General features: G+C 72.2%; 22 protein-coding genes and 1 pseudogene. 18 read left to right on the plus strand and 5 right to left on the minus strand.

Features of this window, described 5'->3' with window-relative positions:
* Positions 1 to 32: 32 nt before the first annotated feature.
* Positions 33 to 2,339 carry a HelD family protein gene (locus N864_RS08860; RefSeq protein ID WP_051518377.1) on the minus strand — a complete coding sequence of 769 codons (2,307 nt, stop codon included), beginning with the start codon at positions 2,337 to 2,339 and terminating at the stop codon, positions 33 to 35.
* Positions 2,340 to 2,451: 112 nt separating this feature from the next.
* Between N864_RS08860 and N864_RS08865 the strand changes: the two genes are divergently transcribed.
* The 9 genes and pseudogenes from N864_RS08865 to purL all read left to right on the plus strand — a co-directional run bounded on the left by N864_RS08865 (position 2,452) and on the right by purL (position 10,114).
* Positions 2,452 to 3,078 carry a GNAT family N-acetyltransferase gene (locus tag N864_RS08865; RefSeq protein WP_034715775.1) on the plus strand — a complete coding sequence of 209 codons (627 nt, stop codon included), beginning with the start codon at positions 2,452 to 2,454 and terminating at the stop codon, positions 3,076 to 3,078.
* Between the two features lie 18 nt (positions 3,079 to 3,096).
* Positions 3,097 to 4,377 carry a phosphoribosylamine--glycine ligase gene (gene purD, locus N864_RS08870; protein ID WP_034715776.1) on the plus strand — a complete coding sequence of 427 codons (1,281 nt, stop codon included), beginning with the start codon at positions 3,097 to 3,099 and terminating at the stop codon, positions 4,375 to 4,377.
* A gap of 1 nt (position 4,378) precedes the next feature.
* A complete protein-coding gene (locus N864_RS08875; protein WP_034715777.1) occupies positions 4,379 to 5,275 on the plus strand; it encodes a phosphoribosylaminoimidazolesuccinocarboxamide synthase in 897 nt (298 codons plus the stop codon).
* A gap of 147 nt (positions 5,276 to 5,422) precedes the next feature.
* On the plus strand, positions 5,423 to 6,043 hold the full coding sequence (locus N864_RS08880) for an LURP-one-related family protein (RefSeq protein ID WP_034715778.1): 621 nt from the start codon (positions 5,423 to 5,425) through the stop codon (positions 6,041 to 6,043).
* 88 nt (positions 6,044 to 6,131) lie between these two features.
* Entirely contained in the window at positions 6,132 to 6,338 is a 207-nt protein-coding gene (locus N864_RS08885) for a ribbon-helix-helix protein, CopG family (protein WP_034715779.1), read from the plus strand.
* On the plus strand, positions 6,335 to 6,700 hold the full coding sequence (locus N864_RS08890) for a type II toxin-antitoxin system death-on-curing family toxin (protein ID WP_034715780.1): 366 nt from the start codon (positions 6,335 to 6,337) through the stop codon (positions 6,698 to 6,700). The genes N864_RS08885 and N864_RS08890 overlap by 4 nt, the downstream gene beginning before the upstream one ends.
* Positions 6,701 to 6,768: 68 nt before the next feature.
* A pseudogene (gene purS, locus N864_RS08895) lies at positions 6,769 to 7,014 on the plus strand (phosphoribosylformylglycinamidine synthase subunit PurS); the annotation flags it as partial.
* Positions 7,015 to 7,121: 107 nt separating this feature from the next.
* The gene (purQ, locus tag N864_RS08900; RefSeq protein WP_034715781.1) at positions 7,122 to 7,817 is read left to right on the plus strand and encodes a phosphoribosylformylglycinamidine synthase subunit PurQ; all 696 of its coding nucleotides are present in this window, start codon (positions 7,122 to 7,124) and stop codon (positions 7,815 to 7,817) included.
* Positions 7,814 to 10,114: a phosphoribosylformylglycinamidine synthase subunit PurL gene (gene purL / locus N864_RS08905; RefSeq protein WP_051518378.1), complete on the plus strand. Its 2,301-nt coding sequence runs from the start codon at positions 7,814 to 7,816 to the stop codon at positions 10,112 to 10,114. The genes purQ and purL overlap by 4 nt, the downstream gene beginning before the upstream one ends.
* A 70-nt stretch (positions 10,115 to 10,184) precedes the next feature.
* Here the strand turns inward: purL and N864_RS08910 are convergent, their stop codons facing one another.
* On the minus strand, positions 10,185 to 11,012 hold the full coding sequence (locus tag N864_RS08910; protein ID WP_051518379.1) for a spermidine synthase: 828 nt from the start codon (positions 11,010 to 11,012) through the stop codon (positions 10,185 to 10,187).
* A complete protein-coding gene (locus N864_RS08915) occupies positions 10,993 to 11,784 on the minus strand; it encodes a GNAT family N-acetyltransferase (RefSeq protein WP_155892877.1) in 792 nt (263 codons plus the stop codon). The genes N864_RS08910 and N864_RS08915 overlap by 20 nt, the downstream gene beginning before the upstream one ends.
* A 68-nt stretch (positions 11,785 to 11,852) precedes the next feature.
* Here N864_RS08915 and N864_RS08920 point away from each other — a divergent pair, with 68 nt between their 5' ends.
* The 8 genes from N864_RS08920 (at position 11,853) to purM (ending at position 19,283) form a co-directional block, all read left to right on the plus strand.
* Positions 11,853 to 12,737, plus strand: coding sequence for an LLM class flavin-dependent oxidoreductase (locus N864_RS08920; protein ID WP_034715782.1), 885 nt, complete (start codon positions 11,853 to 11,855; stop codon positions 12,735 to 12,737).
* Positions 12,738 to 12,747: 10 nt separating this feature from the next.
* Entirely contained in the window at positions 12,748 to 13,128 is a 381-nt protein-coding gene (locus N864_RS08925) for a sterol carrier family protein (protein ID WP_034715783.1), read from the plus strand.
* Complete coding sequence (locus tag N864_RS24640; RefSeq protein WP_034715784.1) at positions 13,125 to 13,358, plus strand: hypothetical protein; 234 nt, start codon at positions 13,125 to 13,127, stop codon at positions 13,356 to 13,358. Before N864_RS08925 ends, N864_RS24640 begins: the two co-directional genes overlap by 4 nt.
* A gap of 2 nt (positions 13,359 to 13,360) precedes the next feature.
* Positions 13,361 to 14,557 (plus strand): CaiB/BaiF CoA transferase family protein, encoded by a 1,197-nt coding sequence (locus tag N864_RS08935; RefSeq protein ID WP_155892878.1) that lies wholly within the window; start codon positions 13,361 to 13,363, stop codon positions 14,555 to 14,557.
* 46 nt (positions 14,558 to 14,603) lie between these two features.
* Positions 14,604 to 15,161, plus strand: a complete 558-nt coding sequence (thpR, locus tag N864_RS08940; RefSeq protein ID WP_034715785.1) for an RNA 2',3'-cyclic phosphodiesterase — start codon at positions 14,604 to 14,606, stop codon at positions 15,159 to 15,161.
* A gap of 108 nt (positions 15,162 to 15,269) precedes the next feature.
* A complete protein-coding gene (purF, locus tag N864_RS08945; RefSeq protein WP_034715786.1) occupies positions 15,270 to 16,841 on the plus strand; it encodes an amidophosphoribosyltransferase in 1,572 nt (523 codons plus the stop codon).
* A 247-nt stretch (positions 16,842 to 17,088) separates the two neighbouring features.
* Positions 17,089 to 18,000 (plus strand): hypothetical protein, encoded by a 912-nt coding sequence (locus N864_RS08950; RefSeq protein ID WP_051518381.1) that lies wholly within the window; start codon positions 17,089 to 17,091, stop codon positions 17,998 to 18,000.
* Positions 18,001 to 18,167: 167 nt separating this feature from the next.
* Positions 18,168 to 19,283 carry a phosphoribosylformylglycinamidine cyclo-ligase gene (gene purM, locus N864_RS08955; protein WP_034715787.1) on the plus strand — a complete coding sequence of 372 codons (1,116 nt, stop codon included), beginning with the start codon at positions 18,168 to 18,170 and terminating at the stop codon, positions 19,281 to 19,283.
* Positions 19,284 to 19,492: 209 nt separating this feature from the next.
* Here purM and N864_RS08960 read toward each other — a convergent pair whose 3' ends face one another.
* Positions 19,493 to 19,684 (minus strand): DUF3073 domain-containing protein, encoded by a 192-nt coding sequence (locus N864_RS08960; protein ID WP_034715788.1) that lies wholly within the window; start codon positions 19,682 to 19,684, stop codon positions 19,493 to 19,495.
* 296 nt (positions 19,685 to 19,980) lie between these two features.
* Between N864_RS08960 and N864_RS08965 the strand changes: the two genes are divergently transcribed.
* The gene (locus tag N864_RS08965) at positions 19,981 to 20,169 is read left to right on the plus strand and encodes a BldC family transcriptional regulator (protein WP_034715789.1); all 189 of its coding nucleotides are present in this window, start codon (positions 19,981 to 19,983) and stop codon (positions 20,167 to 20,169) included.
* 79 nt (positions 20,170 to 20,248) lie between these two features.
* Here the strand turns inward: N864_RS08965 and N864_RS08970 are convergent.
* The coding region (locus N864_RS08970) for a PucR family transcriptional regulator (protein ID WP_034715790.1) at positions 20,249 to 21,578 on the minus strand (1,330 nt) is incomplete at its 5' end.

The following is a 21,578-nucleotide window of genomic DNA, read 5'->3' on the forward strand; positions in this document are numbered from 1 at the left end:
CGGAGTTTGCGCTCACTCGACGGGTGCGGGGGCTAGGGTCCGGTCAGGACGGTCATCCGGTGGGCCGCACGGGTCAGCGCCACGTAGAGCACCCGGATGCCGCCCGGTGACTCCCGGGTGATCTCCTCGGGATCGACGATGACCGTCGCGTCATACTCCAGGCCCTTCGTCGACATCGGGTCGACCACGTGCACTCGAGCCGGCCCCGCGCCCACCTCGCCGTCGAGCGGGGCGAGCTGGGCGGCATACCGATGGGGGGTGATGACGGCGATGGCGCCTTCGACCTCCTCGAGGAGGGACTGAACGGCGGCGCGCGTCGCGGCCAGCGGCTCGGGCCCGAGCGGGCGGACGAGCGGCTCCACGCCGGTCTCGCGGACGGCCCTGGGGATGTCCGCGTCCGGCACCTCGCGCCGGACGACGTCCGCGGCGTACTCGAAGATCTCGCGGGCGTTGCGGTAGTTCGTGTCCATGTGGAAGTGCCGGCGCGGTTGCGCGCCGAACGCCTCGTCGCGCGCCTGCGCCGCCTCGACCGGGTCCGGCCATGAGGCCTGGGCCGCGTCGCCGACGACGGTCCACGACGCGTGCCGACCACGGCGGCCGATCATCCGCCACTGCATGGGGGACAGGTCCTGGGCCTCGTCGACGAGGACGTGGGCGTACTCGTCGGGGCGCCCGAGCCGGCCGGCGAGCAGCTGGCCGCGCGGGTCCTCGGGCACGAGGGTCGACTTCGCCTCGGCGGTGCGGGCGACGGGCTGCACCTCGGTGACGCCGTACTGGCTCAGGTCCTCGAGCTCCTCGATCTCGTAGAAGCCGCGCTCCTCCTGCGGCTCGTCCTGGACCGGGCCGAGGCGCGCTGCGAGGTCGTCGATGAGGGCCACGTCGGCCACCGACCACGTCGCGGTCTCGAGGGCGGTCCGCCATGAGCCGGCGAGCAGCTCCGCCTCGTCGGGGGAGACCGACCGGCGGGCGTGCCGGCGCACGAGGTCGGCGTCGGTCAGCCAGAGCAACACCTCGCGCGGGTCGACCTGTGGCCACCACGCCTTCATGAACGCCTCGACGTCGAGGTGGTCCTCCCACCGGTCGAGGAACTCGGCCTTCGCCTCGCGGTCGCCGCGGATCCCGAGGGAGGCCCACGCCGTCTCGCCGAGGGCTGCCTGCGCGGCTGCGGTCCCGGCGTTGCGCTGGTGCTGCCGGAGCACCTGCGCGCGGACATGGTCGAGCGCCCGGGCGTCGAGGCGCACGGCGTGGCCCGCCACGATGGCGCGGAACTCGGTGGGGGCGTCCGGGACACGGCCGCGGGCGGCAGCGCCGAGCAGGGTGCGGATCCGGGTCGAGCCCTTGATCCGCGCGACCTCGGGCGGGTCGAGCCGCTCGGTGTCGATCGCGTCGACGACGTCGCCGACCGCCCGCAGGATGACGCTCTCCTCGCCGAGCGAGGGCAGCACCCGTTCGATGTAGGCGGTGTACGCGCCCGACGGCCCGACGACGAGGATGCCGCCGGACTCGAACCGGCGCCGGTCGGAGTAGAGCAGGTAGGCGGCCCGGTGCAGCGCGACGACGGTCTTGCCCGTGCCCGGCCCGCCGCTGATCTCCGTCACGCCGCGGGCGCTCGCGCGGATCGCCTCGTCCTGGTGCGCCTGGATGGTGGCGACGATGTCGCGCATCCGCGCGCCCCGCGTGCGCGTCAGCGCCGCCATGAGTGCGCCGTCACCGACGACGACAAGGTCGTCGGGAGCCTCGGGGACCATGAGGTCGTCCTCGACCCCGATGACGGTCGCGCCGCGGCTGCGCAGCACCCGCCGCCGGATGACGTTCATCGGATGGGCCGGGGTCGCGCGGTAGAACGGCTCGGCCGCGGGCGCGCGCCAGTCGATGACGAGCGGCTCGTAGTCGTCGTCACGCACGCCGATCCGCCCGATGTAGCGCACCTCCCGCTCGTCGCCCCCACGGGCCGTATGCCGCTGAGCCGGCTGCTCGCCCGACTGGCCGTTCGCACGGGGCTGGGTCTCCTGCGGGCGCTGCGAACCCATCGCGTGGTCGAGGTCGAGGCGGCCGAACACGAGGCCTTCGTACTGGGTGTCGAGGGCGCTGCGCCGACGTGCCGCGTGGTAGACGAGGGCGTCCCGCTGGAAGAGGCTGCCGCCCTCGGCGTCGCCGGTCTCGACGGTCCGACCGAACTGGCCGCGCGAGAGCCCCTCGGTGTGGACGGCCTCGGCGCGGGTGGCCGCCTTCTCGAGCTCGGCGAGGACCCGGTCGACGTGGGCCTGCTCGATGGCGATCTGCTCGGCGACGACGTCGGGCACGGCGGCGCCCCGGGTTGTGGTGTGCGACGAACTCACGGACTCCCCAGTGGTCTCTAGCTTCACGTGGCTCCGGCCCCGGGCCGTGGCCCGGTGCGTTCCACGGCCCACCCCGTCCGGACGCGGGAACCATTCAGTCTAGTGTCCTGCCATGGCTTCCGTGGCATGCGTCGCCCCGACCGGCGCGCCCCTCGTCGGCCGGACGGTCCGGCTCGACGTCATGGCGCCGGGGGACGCCGCCGGGCTCTTCGCGGTCTACTCCGACCCGGAGTGCTACCGGCACGGTTACCTGATGGCGGCGCCGCACCGGTCGCAGCAGGAGACCGAGGCGATGGTCGAGGCGTCCGTGGCCGCGCGCTCGGTCGGACGCACGGCCTACACGGTGCGGTTGGTGGCCGACTCCGAGCTCGGGGCTGCCGGGACGATCGTGGGGACCAGCTCGCTCGGCGACGTCGACACCGCCCGCGAGCACGTCCACCTCGGCTGGACGATGTACGGCTCGCGCTGGTGGGGCACGCGGGTCAACCCGGAGACGAAGTTCCTGCTCCTTGCCCACGCCTTCGAGACGTGCGGCTTCGGCCGCGTCAGGATCCAGACGGACGTCGTCAACGAGCGGTCCCGGGCGGCCATCGAGAAGCTCGGCGCGACCTTGGAAGGCGTCCTCCGGCGCGACCGGCCCCGGTCCGACGGCTCGTGGCGCGACACCGCCGTCTACTCGATCCTCGCCGACGAATGGCCGGACGTCCGGGCCGGACTGCTCCGCCGCTTGGAGGCCTGACGCCCTAGTCTTGGCGCCGTGAAGGTCCTCGTCCTCGGTTCCGGCGCCCGTGAGCACGCACTGGTCAAGGCCGTGGCGGCCGACCCGGAGGTCGAGGCCGTCATCGCGGCACCCGGTAACCCGGGCATCGACGCGACGGCGCTCTGCGTGCCCGTCGACATCCTCGACGGCGCCGCGGTCGCGGCGCTCGCCGAGCAGCACGCGGTCGACCTGATCGTCATCGGCCCCGAGGCCCCGCTCGTCGCGGGTGTCGCAGATGTATGCCGCTCAGCTGGCTTCCCGGTCGTGGGCCCCTCCGCCGCGGCGGCCCGGCTCGAGGGCAGCAAGTCGTTCGCCAAGGACGTCATGGCGGCCGCTGACGTGCCCACGGCCCGGTGTCATGTGTGCACCACGGTCGAGCAGGTCGAGTCGGCGCTCGACGCCCTGGGTGCGCCCCATGTCGTCAAGGATGACGGCCTCGCGGCCGGCAAGGGTGTCGTCGTGACCGAGTCGACCGCGGAGGCCCTCGACCACGCGCGGGCCTGCCTCGCGAAGGAGGGCGGCTGTCTCGTCGTCGAGGAGTACCTCGACGGGCCGGAGGTGTCGGTCTTCTGCCTCTCCGACGGGACGACGGTCGTGCCGCTCCAGCCGGCACAGGACTTCAAGCGGGTCGGCGACGGCGACGCGGGACCAAACACCGGTGGCATGGGGGCCTACTCGCCGCTCGACTGGGCGCCACCGGGCCTCGTGGCCGAGGTCGTCGAGCGGGTCGCGCAGCCGACGATCGACGAGCTGCGCCGCCGGGGCGCGCCGTTCGTCGGCATCCTCTACGTCGGCCTGGCCCTCACCTCACGCGGGCCGCGGGTCGTCGAGTTCAACGCCCGGCTCGGAGACCCGGACGGGCAGGCCGTGCTCGCCCGGCTCGAGACCCCCCTGGCCCAGCTGCTCCACGCGACGGCGACGGGCACGCTCGCCGACTTCCCGGACCTGCGCTGGTCGAGCGACGCGGCGGTCGTCGTCGTCATCGCCTCGGCCGGCTACCCCGCGTCGCCGCGCAGCGGTGACCCCATCACCGGACTCGACGCCGCCGGAGAGGTGCCGGGCGTCGTCGTCCTCCACGCCGGCACGAAGCGCGACGAGCAGGGCACCCTGGTGTCGGCCGGGGGTCGCGTCCTCGACGTCGTCGCGGTCGGCAGCGACCTCGAGAAGGCGAGGTCTGCGGCATACAAGGCGGTTGACCTCATCGAGCTCGACGGGTCCCACCATCGGACGGACATCGCGCTGAAGGCGGAGCGCGGCGAGATCACGGTCGGAGCGTGAGATGACGAATCCTCTTGGGCTGGAAGGCTTCCAGCACGTGTACTCCGGCAAGGTGCGCGACCTCTACGCGCCACTCGGGCCGGACGGGGCACCCGTCCCCGACCGGCTCATGCTCGTCGCCTCCGACCGGATCTCGGCCTACGACTGGGTGCTCGACACCCCGATCCCGGATAAGGGCGCGGTGCTGACGCGGCTGTCGCTGTGGTGGTTCGACCAGCTCGCCGACCTCGTGCCGAACCACGTCGTGTCGACGGACGTCCCGGCCGCGGTCGCTGGGCGCGCGGTCATCGTGCGGCGCCTCGAGATGCTCAAGCTCGAAGCCATCGCCCGGGCGTACCTGACCGGCGGCGGGCTCGAGGAGTATCGCGCGAAGGGGTCGGTGTGCGGGGTGCCGCTGCCGGAGGGGCTCGAGGACGGCTCGCGGCTGCCGGAGCCGGTCTTCACGCCGACGACGAAGGCACCGGTGGGCGAGCATGACCTGCCGATGTCACCGGCGGAGGTCGAGGAGCTGGTGGGGGCCGACGTCGCCGCGGAGGTGTCGCGGCTGACCCGGGCGATTCTGGCGCGGGGCAACGAGATCGCGGCGGAGCGGGGCATCCTCATCGCCGACACCAAGGTCGAGTTCGGCCGGGCCGCCGACGGGTCCGGGGGGCTGGTCCTCGGGGACGAGGTGCTGACGCCCGACTCGTCGCGGTTCTGGCCGGCCGCGGCCTGGCAGCCGGGGCGGAGCCAGCCGTCCTACGACAAGCAGTTCGTCCGTGACTGGCTCACGTCCCCTGAGTCCGGGTGGTCGAGGTCGAGCGGCGAGGCGCCGCCGCCGTTGCCCGAGCGCGTCGTCGAGCAGACGCGGGCGAAGTACGTCGAGGCCTACGAGCTGTTGACCGGCGAGACATTCTGACGGTGCGGGGGGGCCGCCCTGGCGACGACTTTCGGACCGCAACCCGACTGTCGGTGGTCGAGCGGCCGGTCACGGGCGAGCGGGCGCCGGCTCAGCGGCATACGGCACCTCCCCGATACGAGCCGGGCGCCGTGCGAGCATGTGCGCATGTCTGAGCCCACCGCGTCGCCGAGCGGATTCGAGCGCCTCAAGGTCCGCCAGAAGCTGACCCTCATGGTCAACCGGTACGAGATCCTCCAGACCGACGAGCAGGGAACCGACCTGGGCCTGATCTGCTTCGCCGAGCAGAAGCAGATGGCGTTCAAGGAGCAGGTCACCTTCTACACCGACGCGGCCAAGACGCACCCGCTGTTCGGGTTCACGGCGCGCAAGGTCATCGACCTCGGGTCGGGCTATGACGTGGTCGACGCGGCCGGTCAGCCGATCGGGTGGTTCAAGAAGGAGTTCGCGGCGTCCCTCGGCCGCTCGACCTGGCAGCTGGGCACGCCCGACGGCTTCAGCTGTGTCGGGCAGGAGCGCAACGCGAAGGTGGCGGTGCTGCGGCGCATCTGGGACCTCGTGCCCGTCGTCGGCGACATCCCGGTGCCGTGGCTGTTCCACTTCGACTTCCGCGCCGGCGACGGCGCGATCGTGATGAGCTCGACGAAGAAGGTGGGCCTCAAGGACACCTACTTCGTCGACCTGCCCGGCCAGTCGAACGGCTGGCGGCTCGACTGGCGGGTCGCGGCCGCGATGGCCGTCGCGCTCGACGCGCTCCAGTCGCGCTGACGGACGCGGAGGTATGCCGCTCTGCTGGGTCCTGCTCGGCGGCGCGGTCGTTTGGTCGGCGGGTGGTATCACACTGATACCATGGGGCATGGCACTGACACTGCGCACCGACAGCGAGCTCGAGAAGGCGCTCGACGCGCTCGTGGCGGCCGAGGGTGGGTCCCGGCAGGAGATCATTCGCAAGGCCGTCATCGACTACTACCACCGCGCTGACCTGCATGCGCAGGTGGAGTCGATCGGCGAACGTAACCTCGAGAAGTGGGCCGACGTGTTCGAGCGGCTCAGGCACACGTGACGACCTACCTCGACGTCGAGAGCCTTCTTATCCTCGTGAGACAACTGGGCGTTGGGCCGGTGCGGGACATCGGCCTGCTCTCATCGGCTCTGGGTCGGGCGCAGGCAACGGTGTTCGGTGAGGATGCCTATCCCACGCTGCCGTTGAAGGCCGCGGCTCTCTTGCAGAGCCTCGCTGGAAACCATGCGCTCGTCGACGGCAACAAACGCCTCGCGCTGAATGCCACGATCACCTTCCTGGTGCTGAACGGGTATGACCCCGGCCTCTCTCAGGACGAGGCGTACGACCTCATGCTGGAGGTGGCAGCCGGCCTCAGCGACGTCGAGGTGGTCGCCGGGCGGCTCCGAGTCCAGCCGTTGTGACGGGCCACCGGTGCTCCGCCGGTAGACTTCAGGCGTCCCGTCGGACCATCCCCAGGAGACCCACGCACATGGGAAGCATCGTCGTCGACGTCATGCTCAAGCCCGAGATCCTCGACCCGCAGGGACAGGCCGTCGCCGGTGCCCTCCCACGACTGGGGTTCTCGTCGTTCAGCGACGTCCGGCAGGGCAAGCGCTTCGTGCTCACCGTCGACGGTGCCGTGACGGACGAGCACCTGGCCCAGGCCCGTGAGGCGGCCGAGAAGCTCCTCAGCAACCCGGTCATCGAGGATGTCGTCTCGGTGCACGCCCTCGACGAGGGCCACGACGGCGGCCACGACGGCGATGCCCAGCAGGTCGGTGCTGCACGGACCCAGGACACGGCGGTCCGCACGGCCGCGCACGAGACCGGCGAGGCGGACGCGTGAGGGTCGGCGTGGTCACCTTCCCGGGCTCACTCGACGACCGGGACGCAGCACGGGCCGTCCGAGCCTGCGGCGGCGAGGCCGTCTCCCTCTGGCACGGTGACGACGACCTCCACGGCGTCGACGCGGTCATCCTGCCCGGTGGGTTCTCCTACGGCGACTACCTCCGCTGTGGCGCCATCGCCCGGTTCGCGCCGATCATGGACCGGCTCGTCCCCGCCGCGCAGGGCGGCCTGCCGGTGCTCGGCATCTGCAACGGCTTCCAGGTGCTCACCGAGAGCCACCTGCTGCCCGGGGCGCTGATCCGCAACGACCACCGCAAGTTCAACTGCGTCGACGTCGACCTCGCCGTCGAGAACACCTCGACCGCGTGGACGAGCGACTACGAGCAGGGCCAGACGATCCGCATCGTCCTCAAGAACGGGGAGGGAGCGTTCGTCGCCGACAACGACACCCTCGACCGGCTCGAGGGCGAGGGACGGGTCGTCTTCCGCTATGGCGTCGACGAGCACGGCCGCAACCCCAACGGGTCCTACCGCAACATCGCCGGCATCACCAACGAGCGCGGCAACATCGTCGGCCTCATGCCGCACCCGGAGCACGCCGTCGAGGCGGGCTACGGCCCCAGCACGGACGGCCGGGGGTTCTTCACCTCGGTCCTCAAGCACACCGTCGAAAGCGCAGCCACCGCATGACCCAGCCCGTCGCGCAGAGCGAGCACAGCGGCATACCGTCGATCGACTCGGTCGGGCACGCGGCGGCCACCCCGGACCTCGAGCAGCCCTGGGCCGAGCTCGGCCTCAAGGACGACGAGTACGCCAACATCCGCGAGATCATCGGCCGGCGCCCGACGATCGCCGAGCTCGCGATGTACTCCGTCATGTGGTCCGAGCACTGCTCCTACAAGTCGAGCAAGGTCCACTTCACGCTGTGGGGCGAGAACACGACCGACGAGATGCGCGAGAAGCTGCTCGTCGGCATCGGTGAGAACGCCGGCGTCGTCGACATCGGCGACGGGTGGGCGGTCACCTTCAAGGTCGAGTCGCACAACCACCCGTCCTACGTCGAGCCGTACCAGGGCGCGGCGACCGGTGTCGGCGGGATCGTCCGCGACATCATGTCGATGGGCGCTCGGCCGATCGCCGTCATGGACTCGCTGCGGTTCGGCAACCTCAGCCACCCCGACACCGAGCGAGTGCTGCCGGGCGTCGTGGCGGGGGTCGGCGGCTACGGCAACTGCCTCGGCCTGCCCAACATCGGCGGCGAAGTCGTGTTCGACGACTGCTACCAGGGCAACCCGCTCGTCAACGCCCTGTGCGTCGGTGCGATGCGCACCGAGGACATCCACCTCGCCAAGGCGAGCGGCGCCGGCAACAAGGTCATCCTCTTCGGCGCGAAGACCGGCGGCGACGGCATCGGTGGCGTGTCCGTGCTCGCCTCGGAGACCTTCGAGGAGGGCGGCCCGACGAAGCGGCCGGCGGTCCAGGTCGGCGACCCATTCGCCGAGAAGGTGCTCATCGAGTGCTGCCTCGACCTCTACAAGGCCGGGGTCGTGGCGGGCATCCAGGACCTCGGTGGCGCCGGGCTGTCCTGTGCCACAAGTGAACTCGCCTCCAACGGCGACGGCGGCATGCGAGTGGAGCTCGACCTCGTCCCGCTGCGCGACGCCAGCCTCGAGCCGCACGAGATCCTCATGTCCGAGTCGCAGGAACGGATGATGGCGATCGTCGAGCCCGACAAGGTCGACGCGTTCCTCGCCATCACCGACCGGTGGGACGTCGAGGCGACCGTCATCGGCGAGGTCACCGACGGCGACCACCTCGTCATCACCTGGCACGGCGACGTCATCGTCGACGTCCCTCCGCGCTCGGTCGCCCACGAGGGGCCGACCTACCACCGGCCGCTCGAGCGCCCAGGCTACCTCGACGAGCTGCAGGCGAACGGCCCCGAGTCGCTCACTCGTCCGGAGTCGGGGGAGGAGCTGCGCACCCAGCTGCTCAGCATGCTCGGCTCGCCCAACCTCTGCGACAAGTCGTGGGTCACCAACCAGTACGACCGTTACGTCATGGGCAACACCGCGCTGGCCCAGCCCGACGATGCGGGCGTCGTCCGGGTCGACGAGTCGACCGGGCGGGGGGTCGCGGTCGCGACGGACTGCAACGGCCGGTTCGCCCAGCTCGACCCGTATGCGGGCGCCCAGCTCGCGCTCGCCGAGGCCTATCGCAACGTCGCCACCGCGGGCGCCGAGCCGCTCGCCGTGACCGACTGCCTCAACTTCGGCTCGCCGGAGGATCCCGGCGTGATGTGGCAGTTCCGCGAGGCGATCCGCGGCATCGCCGAGGGGTGCAAGTTCCTCGGCATCCCGGTCACCGGTGGGAACGTCTCGTTCTACAACCAGACGGGCGACGTCGCGATCCACCCGACCCCGGTCATCGGCGTGCTCGGGGTCATGGAGGACGTGGCGCGGCGCAACGGCAGTGGCTTCCGAACCGAGGGTGCGCACGTCTACCTGCTCGGCACGACGCGGGACGAGCTCGGCGGCTCTGAGTGGGCGCACGTGATCCACAAGCACCTCGGCGGGCGTCCCCCGGCCGTCGACCTCGCCGCTGAGCAGAAGCTCGGCCAGGTCCTCGTCGCCGCGGCGCAGGAGGGACTGCTCGAGGCGGCGCACGACCTCTCCGACGGTGGTCTCGCCGTCGCGCTCGCCGAGGCGGTCATGCGGCACGGCGTCGGTGCGCGCGTCGACGTGGCGGACGTCGGTGAAGGCGTCGACGCCTTCACCGCGCTGTTCTCGGAGTCGGCGGCCCGGGCGCTCGTGGCGGTCTCCGCCGAGCACGCCGGCCGCTTCGGCCAGATCATCGGCGACCTCCCGTGCGTGCACCTCGGCACGACGGGCGGGCGCGACCTCGTCGTCGACGACCAGTTCACGGTGTCGATCGCCGAGCTGCGGGCGGCGCACGAGGCGACCCTGCCGGCGGTCTTCGGCGAGTGAGCCAGCGACCGCCGCGCTCGAGGTATTCGCCGGACATCACTGACCGGTAAATACCTCGAACCGGGGCGCGTCAGCGGAGGCGCCAGCGACCGGGATCCGGTGGCGGTGGGCTCTGCTCGCCCTGCTCGCCGAACGGCTTGGCCCCAGCGAGCATCCGTTCCAGCGCCTCGCCGGCACGCAGGCCGGTCGGCAGCGCTGCGCCCGCCACGCGACGGCGCAGCTGCTCGAGCGGCAGGGGCGCGTGCCCGGCCAGGACCACCGTGTTGCCGAACCGCTTGCCCTTCAGCACCTCGTGGGTCGCGACGGCGGCCACGTGCGGCAGGACCGTCCGGATCGAAGCGACCATCCTTGCGCCCCAACGGAACCCCGGCTCATCGGCGAGGTTCCACAGCGCGAGCCCCGTTGGTCGCAGCACCCGTCCGACCGCCAGGAGGTATGCCGCTGAGCTGAGCTCCGCTGGGACGCGCCCAGCGGCATACGCGTCCGTCACGACCACGTCGGCGGAGTCGGGAGCGAGCGCGCGGACTCCGGTCAGGCCGTCCTGGGCGCGCACGCGGATCCCGTGGCGGCGGGGCAGCGGGATGCGCTCGCGCACGAATGCGGTGACCCCCTCGTTCGGCTCGAGCACGACCTGGGGCGAGCCGGGGCGGGTCGCCTCCACCCATCGCGGCAGGGTCAGCCCCGCGCCGCCGACGTGAGTCACGGTCAGCCGGCCGGGTGGCAGGCAGTCGATCGCGAGCGCGAGGTGCTGGATGTACTCGAAGACGAGCAGCAGCGGATCGTCCGGCTGGACGTGCGACTGCGGCTGGCCGTCCATGATGACCGTGACGCCGCCCCGCTCGTCCCGCTCCAGGCTGATCGCCTCGTCGGTCACGGTCTCACCCGGGAACGTCGACATGGACGTGCCGCTGCTCGCCGTAGCGGGTGAAGCCGACGCGGCGCAGGATCGGTGAGGACGTGTCGACGCGCCCGTGGGTCAGGCCGAGCGTCGCGCCACGGTCGCGCCCGATCCGGAGCCGCTCCGCGAGGACCGCTCGATAGGCGCCCCGGCCCCGGAGGGCCGTCGCGGAACCCGCGCCCCAGAGCCGGCACACCTCGCCCGCGAGCGTCCAGCCGCCGGTCGCGGCCGGGACGCCCTCGACGTACGCGACGACCCGACCGCTCGAGTCGTCGGCGAGACCGGTCTGCAGCTCGGCGAGGCTCTGCGGGATCCGGTCCTCCGGGACCGGCTTGCTCTGGAAGGCGTCCGCCTCGACACCGAGCGCGTCGCGCAGGGTGCGCTCGTCGGTGACCCGCCGAATCTCCACCTCGGCCGGCACTCCCAGGTCGGGCAGCCCCTCGGCGATCGGCAGCGCGAGGACGTCGGCGCGCTCGGTCACCGTGCCTCCGCGCGCCAGCAGCGCGCGCTCGAGCCCTTCGGGGCGGGTCGTGTCCGTGACGATCCACCAGACCTCGTCGCGACCGAACCCTCTGGCGACCCGGTCGACCTCGTCCAGCAGCTCCTCCGGGTCGCGCCCTGAGCCGAACACCCGCGCGCTCGTGGGCACCTCGAAGTGGTCGGGGTAGCCGACGACGAGCAGCTCCTCGGTCTGCACCCGCTGTGCGTCGTCGGGCACCCACACCCACTCGGTGGAGGCAGCGAGCACGGCGTCGGTCGTCCACGTGGTCATGGACGGCATTCTTGCGTCTCGCGCCCGCTGCCCGGCGAGGTGTCGGTCGTCACCGCTACGGTCGGGACATGCGATTCGGCGTGACGATCCTCCCGGAGCACCGCTGGGCCGCGGCGGCGCCCCTCTGGCGCGCCGCCGAGGACCTCGGCTTCGACCATGCCTGGACCTTCGACCACATCACGTGGGGCGGCCTGCCCGACTCGCCCTGGTTCGCGGCGATGCCCACGCTGACAGCGGCCGCGACGGTGACCAGCCGGATTCGCCTCGGCACCTTCGTCTCGACACCGAACAACCACGAGCCGGTCCAGTTCATGCGGGAGGTCCTCGCCGTCGACGACATCTCGGACGGCCGGTTCCTCCTCGGCATCGGCAGCGGGGGCGACCTCGACGCGGGCATCCTCGGGCGAGACCTCACGCTGCGCCAGCGGGTCGACCGGTTCCACGAGTTCACCCGCCTGCTCGACCGGCTCCTCAGCGAGGACCACGTCACCGCCGACGGCGAGTTCTACGGCGCCCGCGAGGTGCGCACCCTGCCGGGTCCGGTCCGGGGCGGCGAGGGCCCGGACCGCGTGCCGCTCATCGTCGCCGCGAACGGCCCCCGCACGATCCGGCTCGCGGTCGACGTCGGCGACGGCTGGATGACCACGGGCCCGCGAGTCGAGACGGTCGACGAGTGGTGGGTCGGGCTGGGCGAGCTCAGCCGACGCCTCGACGACAGCCTCGACGCGGCCGGCCGGGAGCGGCATACCCTCGCCCGCTACCTCAACACCGACGCCATGCCCGCGTTCGCGGTGGGGAGTGTCGCGGCGTTCGAGGACGTCGCCGGACGGGCGCAGGAGCTCGGGTTCACCGACGTGGTCGTGCCGTGGCCGCGCAGCGACGAGCCGTTCCGCGGTGACGTCGCGACCCTCGAGGAGGTGGCCGCCACGGTGCTGCCGCGCTGGCGGAGCTAGCCTGCCGACCATGCCGCCGCGCCGCCGCACCCCACCCGCCGAGGGACGCTTGGCCCTGGCCGTATGCCGCTCAGCCGGCTTCCACGGGGACCGGACCACGACCGCGACGGCCGTGCGCTACACCCTCGAGGAGCTCGGCGAGATGGCGCCTGGGCGCACCGTCGAGGTCCGGGTCCCACCCTTCGGCGCGGTGCAGTGCATCGAAGGGCCCGTGCACCGACGCGGGACGCCGCCGAACGTCATCGAGACCGACGCGGCCACCTGGCTGCGGCTCGTGACCGGAGACCTCGAGTGGGCCGACGCGGTCGAGGCGGGGGCGGTCCGGGCGAGCGGGCAGCGGGCCCACCTCGAGGGGCTGCTGCCGCTGCGGTCGCTTACCCTTGACGGGTGAGCGCTCAGCCCCGACGAATGCCGAACTTCACCCGATTCCTCATCACCGGAGGGGTCCTCGGGATCATCGTCGGTGCCATCGTCGGTGCCTACGGCGCGGACGTGCCCAACTACGACTCGGGCACCGAGATCGCCTACCTCGCCGCGTTCGGGCTGCTCATCGGGCTCGGCGTGGCCGGCCTCGTCGCGGTCGGCCTCGACGCCTGGCTGCGCCGGCGCTCCGGCGACTGACCGTGGCCGCTCCCTCAGACGAGCGCCGCGGCCCGCTCACCGGCGTCCGGGTCGTGGAGCTGGCCGGGATCGGTCCGAGCCCGTTCGCCTGCATGCTGCTCGCCGACCTCGGCGCCGACGTCATCCGGATCGACCGTCCCGGGCCGTCTCCGTTGCCGCTGCCGATGCCGCCCGAGGCCGACCTGCTCCGACGGGGGCGCCCCTCCGTCGCCCTCGACCTCAAGCACCCGGACGGGCTCGCGACGGTCCTGCGCCTCGTCGAGACGGCCGACGTCCTCGTCGAGGGCTACCGGCCGGGCGTCGCCGAGCGACTGGGCCTCGGTCCCGACACGTGCCTCGAGCGCAACCCGCGACTCGTCTACGCCCGGATGACCGGGTGGGGCCAGGACGGGCCGCTCGCCCACGCCGCCGGTCACGACAACGGCTACATCGCGATCACCGGCGCCCTCGCCGCGATCGGCGCCGCCGGCGGCCCACCGCAGCTGCCGCTCAACCTCGTCGGTGACTTCGGCGGCGGCGCCATGTACCTCGTCGTGGGCATCCTCGCCGGCCTGCTCGAGGCCCGCACCGGCGGGCGCGGCCAGGTCGTCGACGCCGCCATCGTCGACGGCACCTCGCACCTCGCGGCGATGATCGTCGGCATGGTCGGCGGTGGAGTCTGGTCGAGTGAGCGCGGCACCAACGTCCTCGACGGCGGCCTGCCCTGGTACTCCGTCTACGAGGCGAGCGACGGTGGCTGGCTCGCGGTGGGCGCGCTGGAGGACCAGTTCTGGCAGGTGCTCCTCGAGCGCCTCGGCCTGACGCAGGACGTCCCGGACCGCCGCGACCCGAGCACCTGGCCGGCGCTGCGGAGCATGCTCGCCGAGACGTTCCGGACCCGCACCCGTGACGAGTGGACCCACGTCTTCGAGGGCACCGACGCGTGCGTCGCTCCCGTGCTGGACTTCGCCGAGGCGGCCAAACACCCCCACCTCGCGGCCCGCGGGACCTATGTCGAGCGCGACGGCCTCGTCCAGCCGGCCCCGGCGCCCCGGTTCTCCCGCACCCCGGGTGCTCTCAGCACCCCACCGCCGGCCGCCGGGTCCGGCACGCGCGAGGCCCTCACCGCGTGGGGGATCGAGGACGTCGACGGCCTCATCGACTCCGGGGCCGCTGTCCAGACCGGTTCGAGGTATTCGGCGGACACCACCGACCGGTAAATACCTCGAACCGCGGAGGGAGACCGCCGCGTGACACCCTGAGGTCATGCGCCTCTTCGCCGCGATCGTGCCCCCGGACGAGGTCCTCGCCGACCTCGAGGAGCACCTTGCGCCGCGCGTCGAGGCGTCGGACGGCATCCGGTGGACCGACCCGAGCCAGTGGCACATCACCCTCGCGTTCTCACCGGCGGCACCCGACCGGCTCCTTGACGACCTCGGCGACCGGCTGGCGCACTCCGCTCAGCGGACCAAGCGGTTCACCCTCGCCCTTCTCGGGGCCGGGACCTTCCCCAACCCGTATGCCGCTCGCATCCTCTGGGCGGGCGTGGCCGACCCTGCAGGCGGCCTCGGCCCGCTCGGTGCCTCCGTCCGGAACGCGTTCAACAAGGCCGGCGCGACGCCCGACGGGACCCGGTTCCACCCGCACGTCACGCTCGGCCGGTTCCGCCGCCCGACCGAGGCGACCCGGTGGCTGCGCGCCCTGGACGCGTACGAGGGCCCACAATGGCGGGTCGGAGCGATCCACCTCATCGAGTCCCACCTCGGTGAGGGCCGGGGCCGGCGTCCGCGCTACGAGGTCGTCGGCGAGTACCCCCTCGCCTGAGCACGGAGGGGAGCGGCACGGAAGCTGCGAGCGGAAGCCGGCTCAGCGGCATACCCCCTCACGTCGCGTGCGACGGGGCACGGAGGTCGCTGTGGGAGAATCGGGCGCGTGGCACGCGGTGACGGTCGGTTGTCCCATGACCTCCTCCCCGGCGAGAAGGGCCCGCAGGATGCCTGCGGGGTCTTCGGCGTCTGGGCCCCAGGCGAGGAGGTCTCCAAGCTCACCTACTTCGGGCTCTACGCGCTGCAGCACCGCGGGCAGGAGTCGGCGGGCATCGCGACGAGCGACGGCGAGAAGATCCTCGTCTACAAGGACATGGGCCTCGTCTCCCAGGTCTTCGACGAGACGGCGCTGAGCTCGCTGCGGGGCCACATCGCGATCGGGCACACGCGCTACTCGACGACGGGCGGCTCGACGTGGGAGAACGCCCAGCCGACCCTCGGCGGCTCCGGCCACGGGACGACCATCGCGCTCGCCCACAACGGCAACCTCATCAACACCGTCGAGCTGCGCGAGATGGTCGACCAGCACTTCGGCGGCGGGCGCGTCACCGGCGAGCTCGCGCGGGGCAACACCTCCGACACGGCGCTCGTGACGACGCTCCTGACCGCCGACCCCGACAAGACGCCGGAGCAGGCCGCGCTCGAGCTGCTGCCCAGGCTCCGCGGCGCCTTCAGCTTCGTCTTCATGGACGAGCAGACCCTGTATGCCGCTCGCGACCCGTGGGGGGTCCGTCCCCTCGCGCTCGGCCGCCACGAGCGCGGCTGGGTGGTCGCCTCCGAGACCGCGGCCCTCCAGACGATCGGCGCTGCCGTGATCCGCGAGGTCGAGCCCGGTGAGCTCATCGCGATCGACGCCGACGGGCTGCGCACCCACCGGTTCGCCGAGCCACAGCCGAAGGGATGCGTCTTCGAGTACGTCTACCTCGCCCGGCCGGACGCGGTGATCCGGGGACGCGTCGTGCACGAGGCCCGCGTCGAGATGGGTCGAGCGCTGGCGCGGGAGCACCCGGTCGACGCCGACCTCGTGATCGGCGTGCCGGAGTCGGGCGTGCCGGCCGCGGTGGGCTACTCGCAGGAGTCGGGGATCCCGTTCGGGCAGGGCTTCGTCAAGAACGCCTACGTCGGGCGCACGTTCATCCAGCCGTCCCAGACGCTGCGGCAGCTCGGCATCCGGCTCAAGCTCAACCCGCTCGAGCACACGATCCGGGGCAAGCGCCTCGTCGTCGTCGACGACTCGATCGTGCGCGGCAACACCCAGCGGGCCCAGATCCGGATGCTGCGCGAGGCGGGGGCAGCCGAGGTGCACGTGCGCATCTCGTCGCCGCCGGTGCAGTGGCCGTGCTTCTACGGGATCGACTTCGCGACCCGGGCCGAGCTCATCGCAACGGGGCTCGGCGTCGAGGAGATCCGGGCGTCGATCGGGGCCGACTCGCTGGGCTACATCTCCGAGGACGGGATGATCGGCGCGACGGGCCAGCCCCGGGAGCAGCTCTGCACGGCCTGCTTCACGGGGCGCTACCCGATCGAGCTGCCGGAGGACGGCCGGATCGGCAAGCACGTCCTCGAGACGCTGCCGCTGGAGGTCCGGACCGGGCACGACCGGGCGATCGACACCGACGTCGAGGGTGTGGCGATCGGCGTGGGTACCGGCGGGTCGGGCGCCCTGCAGCACCCCTGATCCCGACCGCGCCGCACCCGCACCCGCACCCGCACCCGCACCTGGTTCGAGGTATTCGGCGGGCACCACTGACCGGTAATTACCTCGACCGCGCCGTGGTCGTGGCTGGTTCGAGGTATTCGGCGGCCACCACTGTCCGGTAATTACCTCAACCGGGGTGTCCACAGCCGTGGATCGGCAGGGGCGAGCGTCCACAGGCGGCTTCTGAGGGGTGGCGCCCGACCGCGTGGTTGCCAAGGGTCGGCTCATGGTGAGAAACGAACGCGCGGCGCTCGCCAACCAGGCGCCCACGGCTGCCGACGGTGTCGCGTCCCGGGACTGGCTCCAGCGGGTCGGCGTCGGCTTCGACGACATCCGCAGTGAGGTCCGGTCGGGGCGGTGGGTGAAGCACGGCCTGCAGACCGTGGGGCTACACACCGGCCCCCTTGGGCTCGAGGGTCGGCGTTGGCGTGCGGTCTGGGAGATCGGCGAGAACGTTGCGGCTCTAGACGGCGTCTCGGCGCTCCAGGTTGCCGGACTCCGTGGCTACGCCGAGGACGTCCTCCACGTGTCGGTCGTGCACACCTGCGCGGTGAAGCGAGTGCAAGGTGTGCACCTGCACAAGGTGATCCGCAGAGTGGAGGACGAGGTGTCCGCAGCTGGCATTCCCCGCACCCGGCCCCCGGTCGCGGCCCTGCGTGGCGCCTACTGGGCCGTCTCCGATCGGCAGGCGGCGCTGATCCTGCTGATGGCGGTCCAGCAGCGGCTCACCACTCCGCAGGAGCTGCTCTCGTGGTCCGGGCGACTGCAGGGCCGGAAACGGAGACGGTTCGTCAAGCTGGTGCTGTCCGACATCGCGGCGGGGGTGCAGTCGCTCGGGGAGCTCGACTTCGCCCGGATGTGCCGGGCGCGAGGACTGCCCGAACCCACCAGGCAGGCGGTGATCGAGGGACCCCGGGGACGCATCTACCTCGACGTGCGGTGGGACGGCTACTCGCTCGTGGTGGAGATCGACGGCGCCCAGCACCGCGAGGGCCTCGCCGTCACGGACGACAACCTTCGGCAGAACGCCGTCACCTTGGCCAGGAACCAGGTGCTCCGCATCGATCTCATCGGGCTGCGGCTCTATGAGGACGCCTTCATGGAGCAGGTGGCCCTGGGACTGCGTCGGTCGAGGTGATCCGCGGCCGCTGGTTCGAGGTGATACGCGGACACCACTGACCGGTGAATACCTCGACCCGGCGGGAGGGGCAAGGGGTGGCCGCTGGTTCGAGGTGATACGCGGACACCACTGTCCGGTAAATACCTCGAACCGGGAGGTGGGGGAGGCGCCGGTAGGCTTGCCGGGTGAGCGAGACGCCGATCACGTATGCCGCTGCCGGAGTCGACGTCGAGGCGGGTGACCGCGCCGTCGAGCTGATGAAGGCCTCCGTCCGGCGTGCCACGCGGCCCGAAGTGATGGGCGGTCTGGGTGGCTTCGCCGGCATGTTCGACGCGTCCGCCCTGGCCCGGATGCAGCACCCCGTCCTCGCCACGAGCACCGATGGCGTCGGCACGAAGGTCGCCATCGCCCAGGCGCTCGACAAGCACGACACCATCGGCTTCGACCTCGTCGGCATGGTCGTCGACGACATCGTCGTGTGCGGGGCCGAGCCGCTCTTCATGACCGACTACATTGCGACCGGCCGGGTCGTGCCCGAGCGGATCGCCGCCATCGTCGGCGGCATCGCGCGCGCCTGCGTGGAGGCCGGTGTCGCCCTCATCGGCGGCGAGACCGCGGAGCACCCGGGTCTGCTCGGCCCAGACGAGTACGACGTGGCCGGTGCCGCGACCGGCGTCGTCGAGCACGACAGCGTCCTCGGCCCCCATCGGGTCCAGGCCGGCGACGCGGTCGTCGCCCTGGCCAGCAGCGGGCTGCACAGCAACGGCTACAGCCTCGTCCGCCGGGTCGTCGACGCAGCCGGCTGGTCCCTCGACCGGCACGTCGACGAGTTCGGCCGCTCCCTGGGGGAGGAGCTGCTCGAGCCGACCCGGCTCTACACGAAGCCGCTGCTCGACCTCATCCGGACCGACGGCCTCGACGTGCACGCCCTCTCGCACGTCACCGGGGGAGGGCTGGCCGCCAACCTGGCCCGCGTCCTGCCGGCCGGGCTCTTCGCGCGCCTCGACCGGGCCACGTGGACCCCACCGGCGGTTTTCAGCACGATCCAGGCGCTGGGTCGCGTGCCGCAGCAGGACCAGGAGCGGACCCTCAACCAGGGCGTCGGGTTCGTCGTCGTGCTACCCAGCGAGCAGGCGGACCGGGCGTGCGAGGTCAGCGAGCGCAGCGGCATACGGGCATGGCGACTCGGTGAGGTCAGCTCCGAGGACGAGGCCGCCATCGATCGTGCCGCGGAGGTCGTCCGCGGGGCCAAGGGAGTCAACGGCGGCGCGGTGCAGGTGGTCGGCACGCACCCGGCCTGACGGCTCGCCCGGCCTGACATGCGCGACCGGCCCGACACCCGCAGCGTCTCGCGGCGGGGACGGCCCACGCGAGGGCACGACGAGGCCCGGCCGGGTCAGTTGACCGAGCCGGGCCCATCACGGCGGGTCCCGCCTGGCGGCGGACACACGCAAGCCGCACACCGGGTGGTCACCCGAAGCACGAGGCCTGCGAAGAGAGTGGGGCGAGCTCAACGCTCGCTCGCGGCCCACTTCCCGTAGTCGTCGTAGTCGTCCTCGTCGAACCGCGAGGTGTCCTCGCGCTCGGTCTCGGACGCCTTGTGGAGCTCGCGCTCCAGTGCGCTCAAGTCCGTCTCAGGCGTGTAGTACTTGAGCTGCCGTGCGACCTTGGTCTGCTTGGCTTTGGCTCGGCCGCGCCCCATGGCGTGACCCCCTCGTGCGTCGTGCCGGGACGGCATCGCCCATCGGGGAACCAAAGGTTCCCCGACGTCCGCGTAGCGGCCCCGGGAATGTGTGTGTTCTCGTGGTGCTAACGCTACATGAGTGGGGCAAATTTCGCCTTGTCGCCCGTCCCCTCGGCGCGGTGCGGGTCCCCGATATGGTCCGTTTTCGGGGAATGTGCCTCCATGCCCGACAGGGCCCCGTACGCTGGAGTGGTGGGGCCCAGCCAGGGTCACGCTGTGTCGCCGCTCATGCGGCAGGTGGGGGAAACACTTTAATGACGACACAAGACCGTCGGGAAACCGACAAGTTACTCACGCCCGCGGAGGTCGCGGCGCTGTTCCGGGTTGACCCGAAGACAGTGACGCGCTGGGCCAAGGCGGGCAAGCTCACGTCCATCAGGACTCTGGGCGGCCATCGCCGCTACAAGGAGTCCGAGGTGCGAGGACTGCTCGCGGACCTATAACTGCACAGACCGCCAGGTTGGGGGACGCGCACGCGCGCCCTCTCGTCTTTCCAGGGCCCTGAGCGCGCCTCCACGCTCCTCAGTGTCCAAGGGAGCGGAGCTGGAGGCCAAGCGCGAGCCGAGTCTCCGGGTCCTCGAGATCGACGTCGATGACCTCGGTGAGCCGGCGCATCCGGTAGCGCAGCGTGTTGGGGTGGACATGCAGGCGCGCTGCCGCGGCGCGTGGGTCGCCGGGGTGATCGAGCCACGCCGCCAGGGTCCGCGCGTAGCGGGTGCCCTGGTGGGTGTCGTACGTCCGCAGGGTGACGACCGGGCCGAGCAACGCCTTGGTCCGTATGCCGCTCACCGCGCGGTTCGTCGTCACGGGCGCCCAGGCCTGCTCGACCGACGCCGTGGGGCCACTTGCCCGACCGGTGCTGAGCGCCTGGAGCGTCTCGAGGGCCTCGGCACGCGACTGCGCCAGCGCCTGCGGCCTGGTGACGGCGCCACCGGCGGCAGCACGGGCCGACGGGTGGTCCGTGGCAAGCTGCTGCGCGAGGGTGACGAGCCACGTCCAGGTGCCCGGCTCGGGCGCCTGGCCCGGCTGCGCCTGCCCTGGCTCCGGGTCCTGGACGAGGGCCAGCGCCTGGTCGTCGACGGTCGCGACGAGCGGCTGGCGCCAGGACCCGCGGCGTAGGGCCGACTCCCACAGGTCGAGCGGTCGGGTCGAGGCCTCGCCGTCGACGGCTGCGTCGAGCGCGACGATGCGCCACGGCGGCCGCGGCAGCCACTGGTCGGCTCCGGCGACCTCGCCGGACAGGACGGCACGCAGCCGGTCGGCCGCGACCCGGCGGGCCAGGTCCGTCTCCGAGCGGAGGCGGAGGAGGTGCAGGGCGACGACCGACGCGGTCTGCACGAGCGATCGGAGCAGGTCCGTGGGTGGCGGCTTCTCGACGACTGCCCAGATCGAGCCGAGCCACTCGGTGCCGGTGCGGACCGGGACGACGAGGCGGGGGCGCAACGAGCCATCCGGCGCGGCCGGCACGAAGAAGGGCTCGGCGGAGCGGGCCAGCCGTCGGAAGACTCCCCGGCCCCGGAGGCTGGTCAGGACTGCGTCGGGGACCTTGCGGCCCACGATGGTTGACACGCGGATGGGGTCGGCGACCTCCTGGCGGGCCGAGTAGGCGAGGACCCGTGACTGGGTGTCCTCGATCGTCACCGGCGCATCGAGCAGTGCCGCGCACGCGTCGGCGAGCGCGAACAGCTCGTCGTGGATCGGGCCGTGGCCGGTGACCGCGCCGGCAGGGCCGGTGGCCCGGTCGAGCACGCCGCGCAGCAGCCAGACGACGTGCGCCCACGAGGCCTGCTCGGACAGCTCGACGAGGCCGACCTGCTGCCGCCGGGCAGCGCTGCGGACCTCGCGGAGCCGC

Source organism: Intrasporangium chromatireducens Q5-1, assembly GCF_000576575.1.
GTDB classification, from domain to species: Bacteria; Actinomycetota; Actinomycetes; order Actinomycetales; family Dermatophilaceae; genus Intrasporangium_A; species Intrasporangium_A chromatireducens.

Bases quoted from the DNA above. Each gene is read 5' to 3' on its own strand.
- N864_RS08865 (WP_034715775.1), top strand. From the start codon at position 2,452: ATGGCTTCCGTGGCATGCGTCGCCCCGACCGGCGCGCCCCTCGTCGGC.
- N864_RS08875 (WP_034715777.1), top strand. From the start codon at position 4,379: ATGACGAATCCTCTTGGGCTGGAAGGCTTCCAGCACGTGTACTCCGGC.
- N864_RS08880 (WP_034715778.1), top strand. From the start codon at position 5,423: ATGTCTGAGCCCACCGCGTCGCCGAGCGGATTCGAGCGCCTCAAGGTC.
- N864_RS08885 (WP_034715779.1), top strand. From the start codon at position 6,132: ATGGCACTGACACTGCGCACCGACAGCGAGCTCGAGAAGGCGCTCGAC.
- purL (WP_051518378.1), top strand. From the start codon at position 7,814: ATGACCCAGCCCGTCGCGCAGAGCGAGCACAGCGGCATACCGTCGATC.
- N864_RS08910 (WP_051518379.1), bottom strand. From the start codon at position 11,012: ATGTCGACGTTCCCGGGTGAGACCGTGACCGACGAGGCGATCAGCCTG.
- N864_RS08915 (WP_155892877.1), bottom strand. From the start codon at position 11,784: ATGACCACGTGGACGACCGACGCCGTGCTCGCTGCCTCCACCGAGTGG.
- N864_RS08920 (WP_034715782.1), top strand. From the start codon at position 11,853: ATGCGATTCGGCGTGACGATCCTCCCGGAGCACCGCTGGGCCGCGGCG.
- N864_RS08925 (WP_034715783.1), top strand. From the start codon at position 12,748: ATGCCGCCGCGCCGCCGCACCCCACCCGCCGAGGGACGCTTGGCCCTG.
- thpR (WP_034715785.1), top strand. From the start codon at position 14,604: ATGCGCCTCTTCGCCGCGATCGTGCCCCCGGACGAGGTCCTCGCCGAC.
- N864_RS08950 (WP_051518381.1), top strand. From the start codon at position 17,089: ATGGTGAGAAACGAACGCGCGGCGCTCGCCAACCAGGCGCCCACGGCT.
- N864_RS08960 (WP_034715788.1), bottom strand. From the start codon at position 19,684: ATGGGGCGCGGCCGAGCCAAAGCCAAGCAGACCAAGGTCGCACGGCAG.
- N864_RS08965 (WP_034715789.1), top strand. From the start codon at position 19,981: ATGACGACACAAGACCGTCGGGAAACCGACAAGTTACTCACGCCCGCG.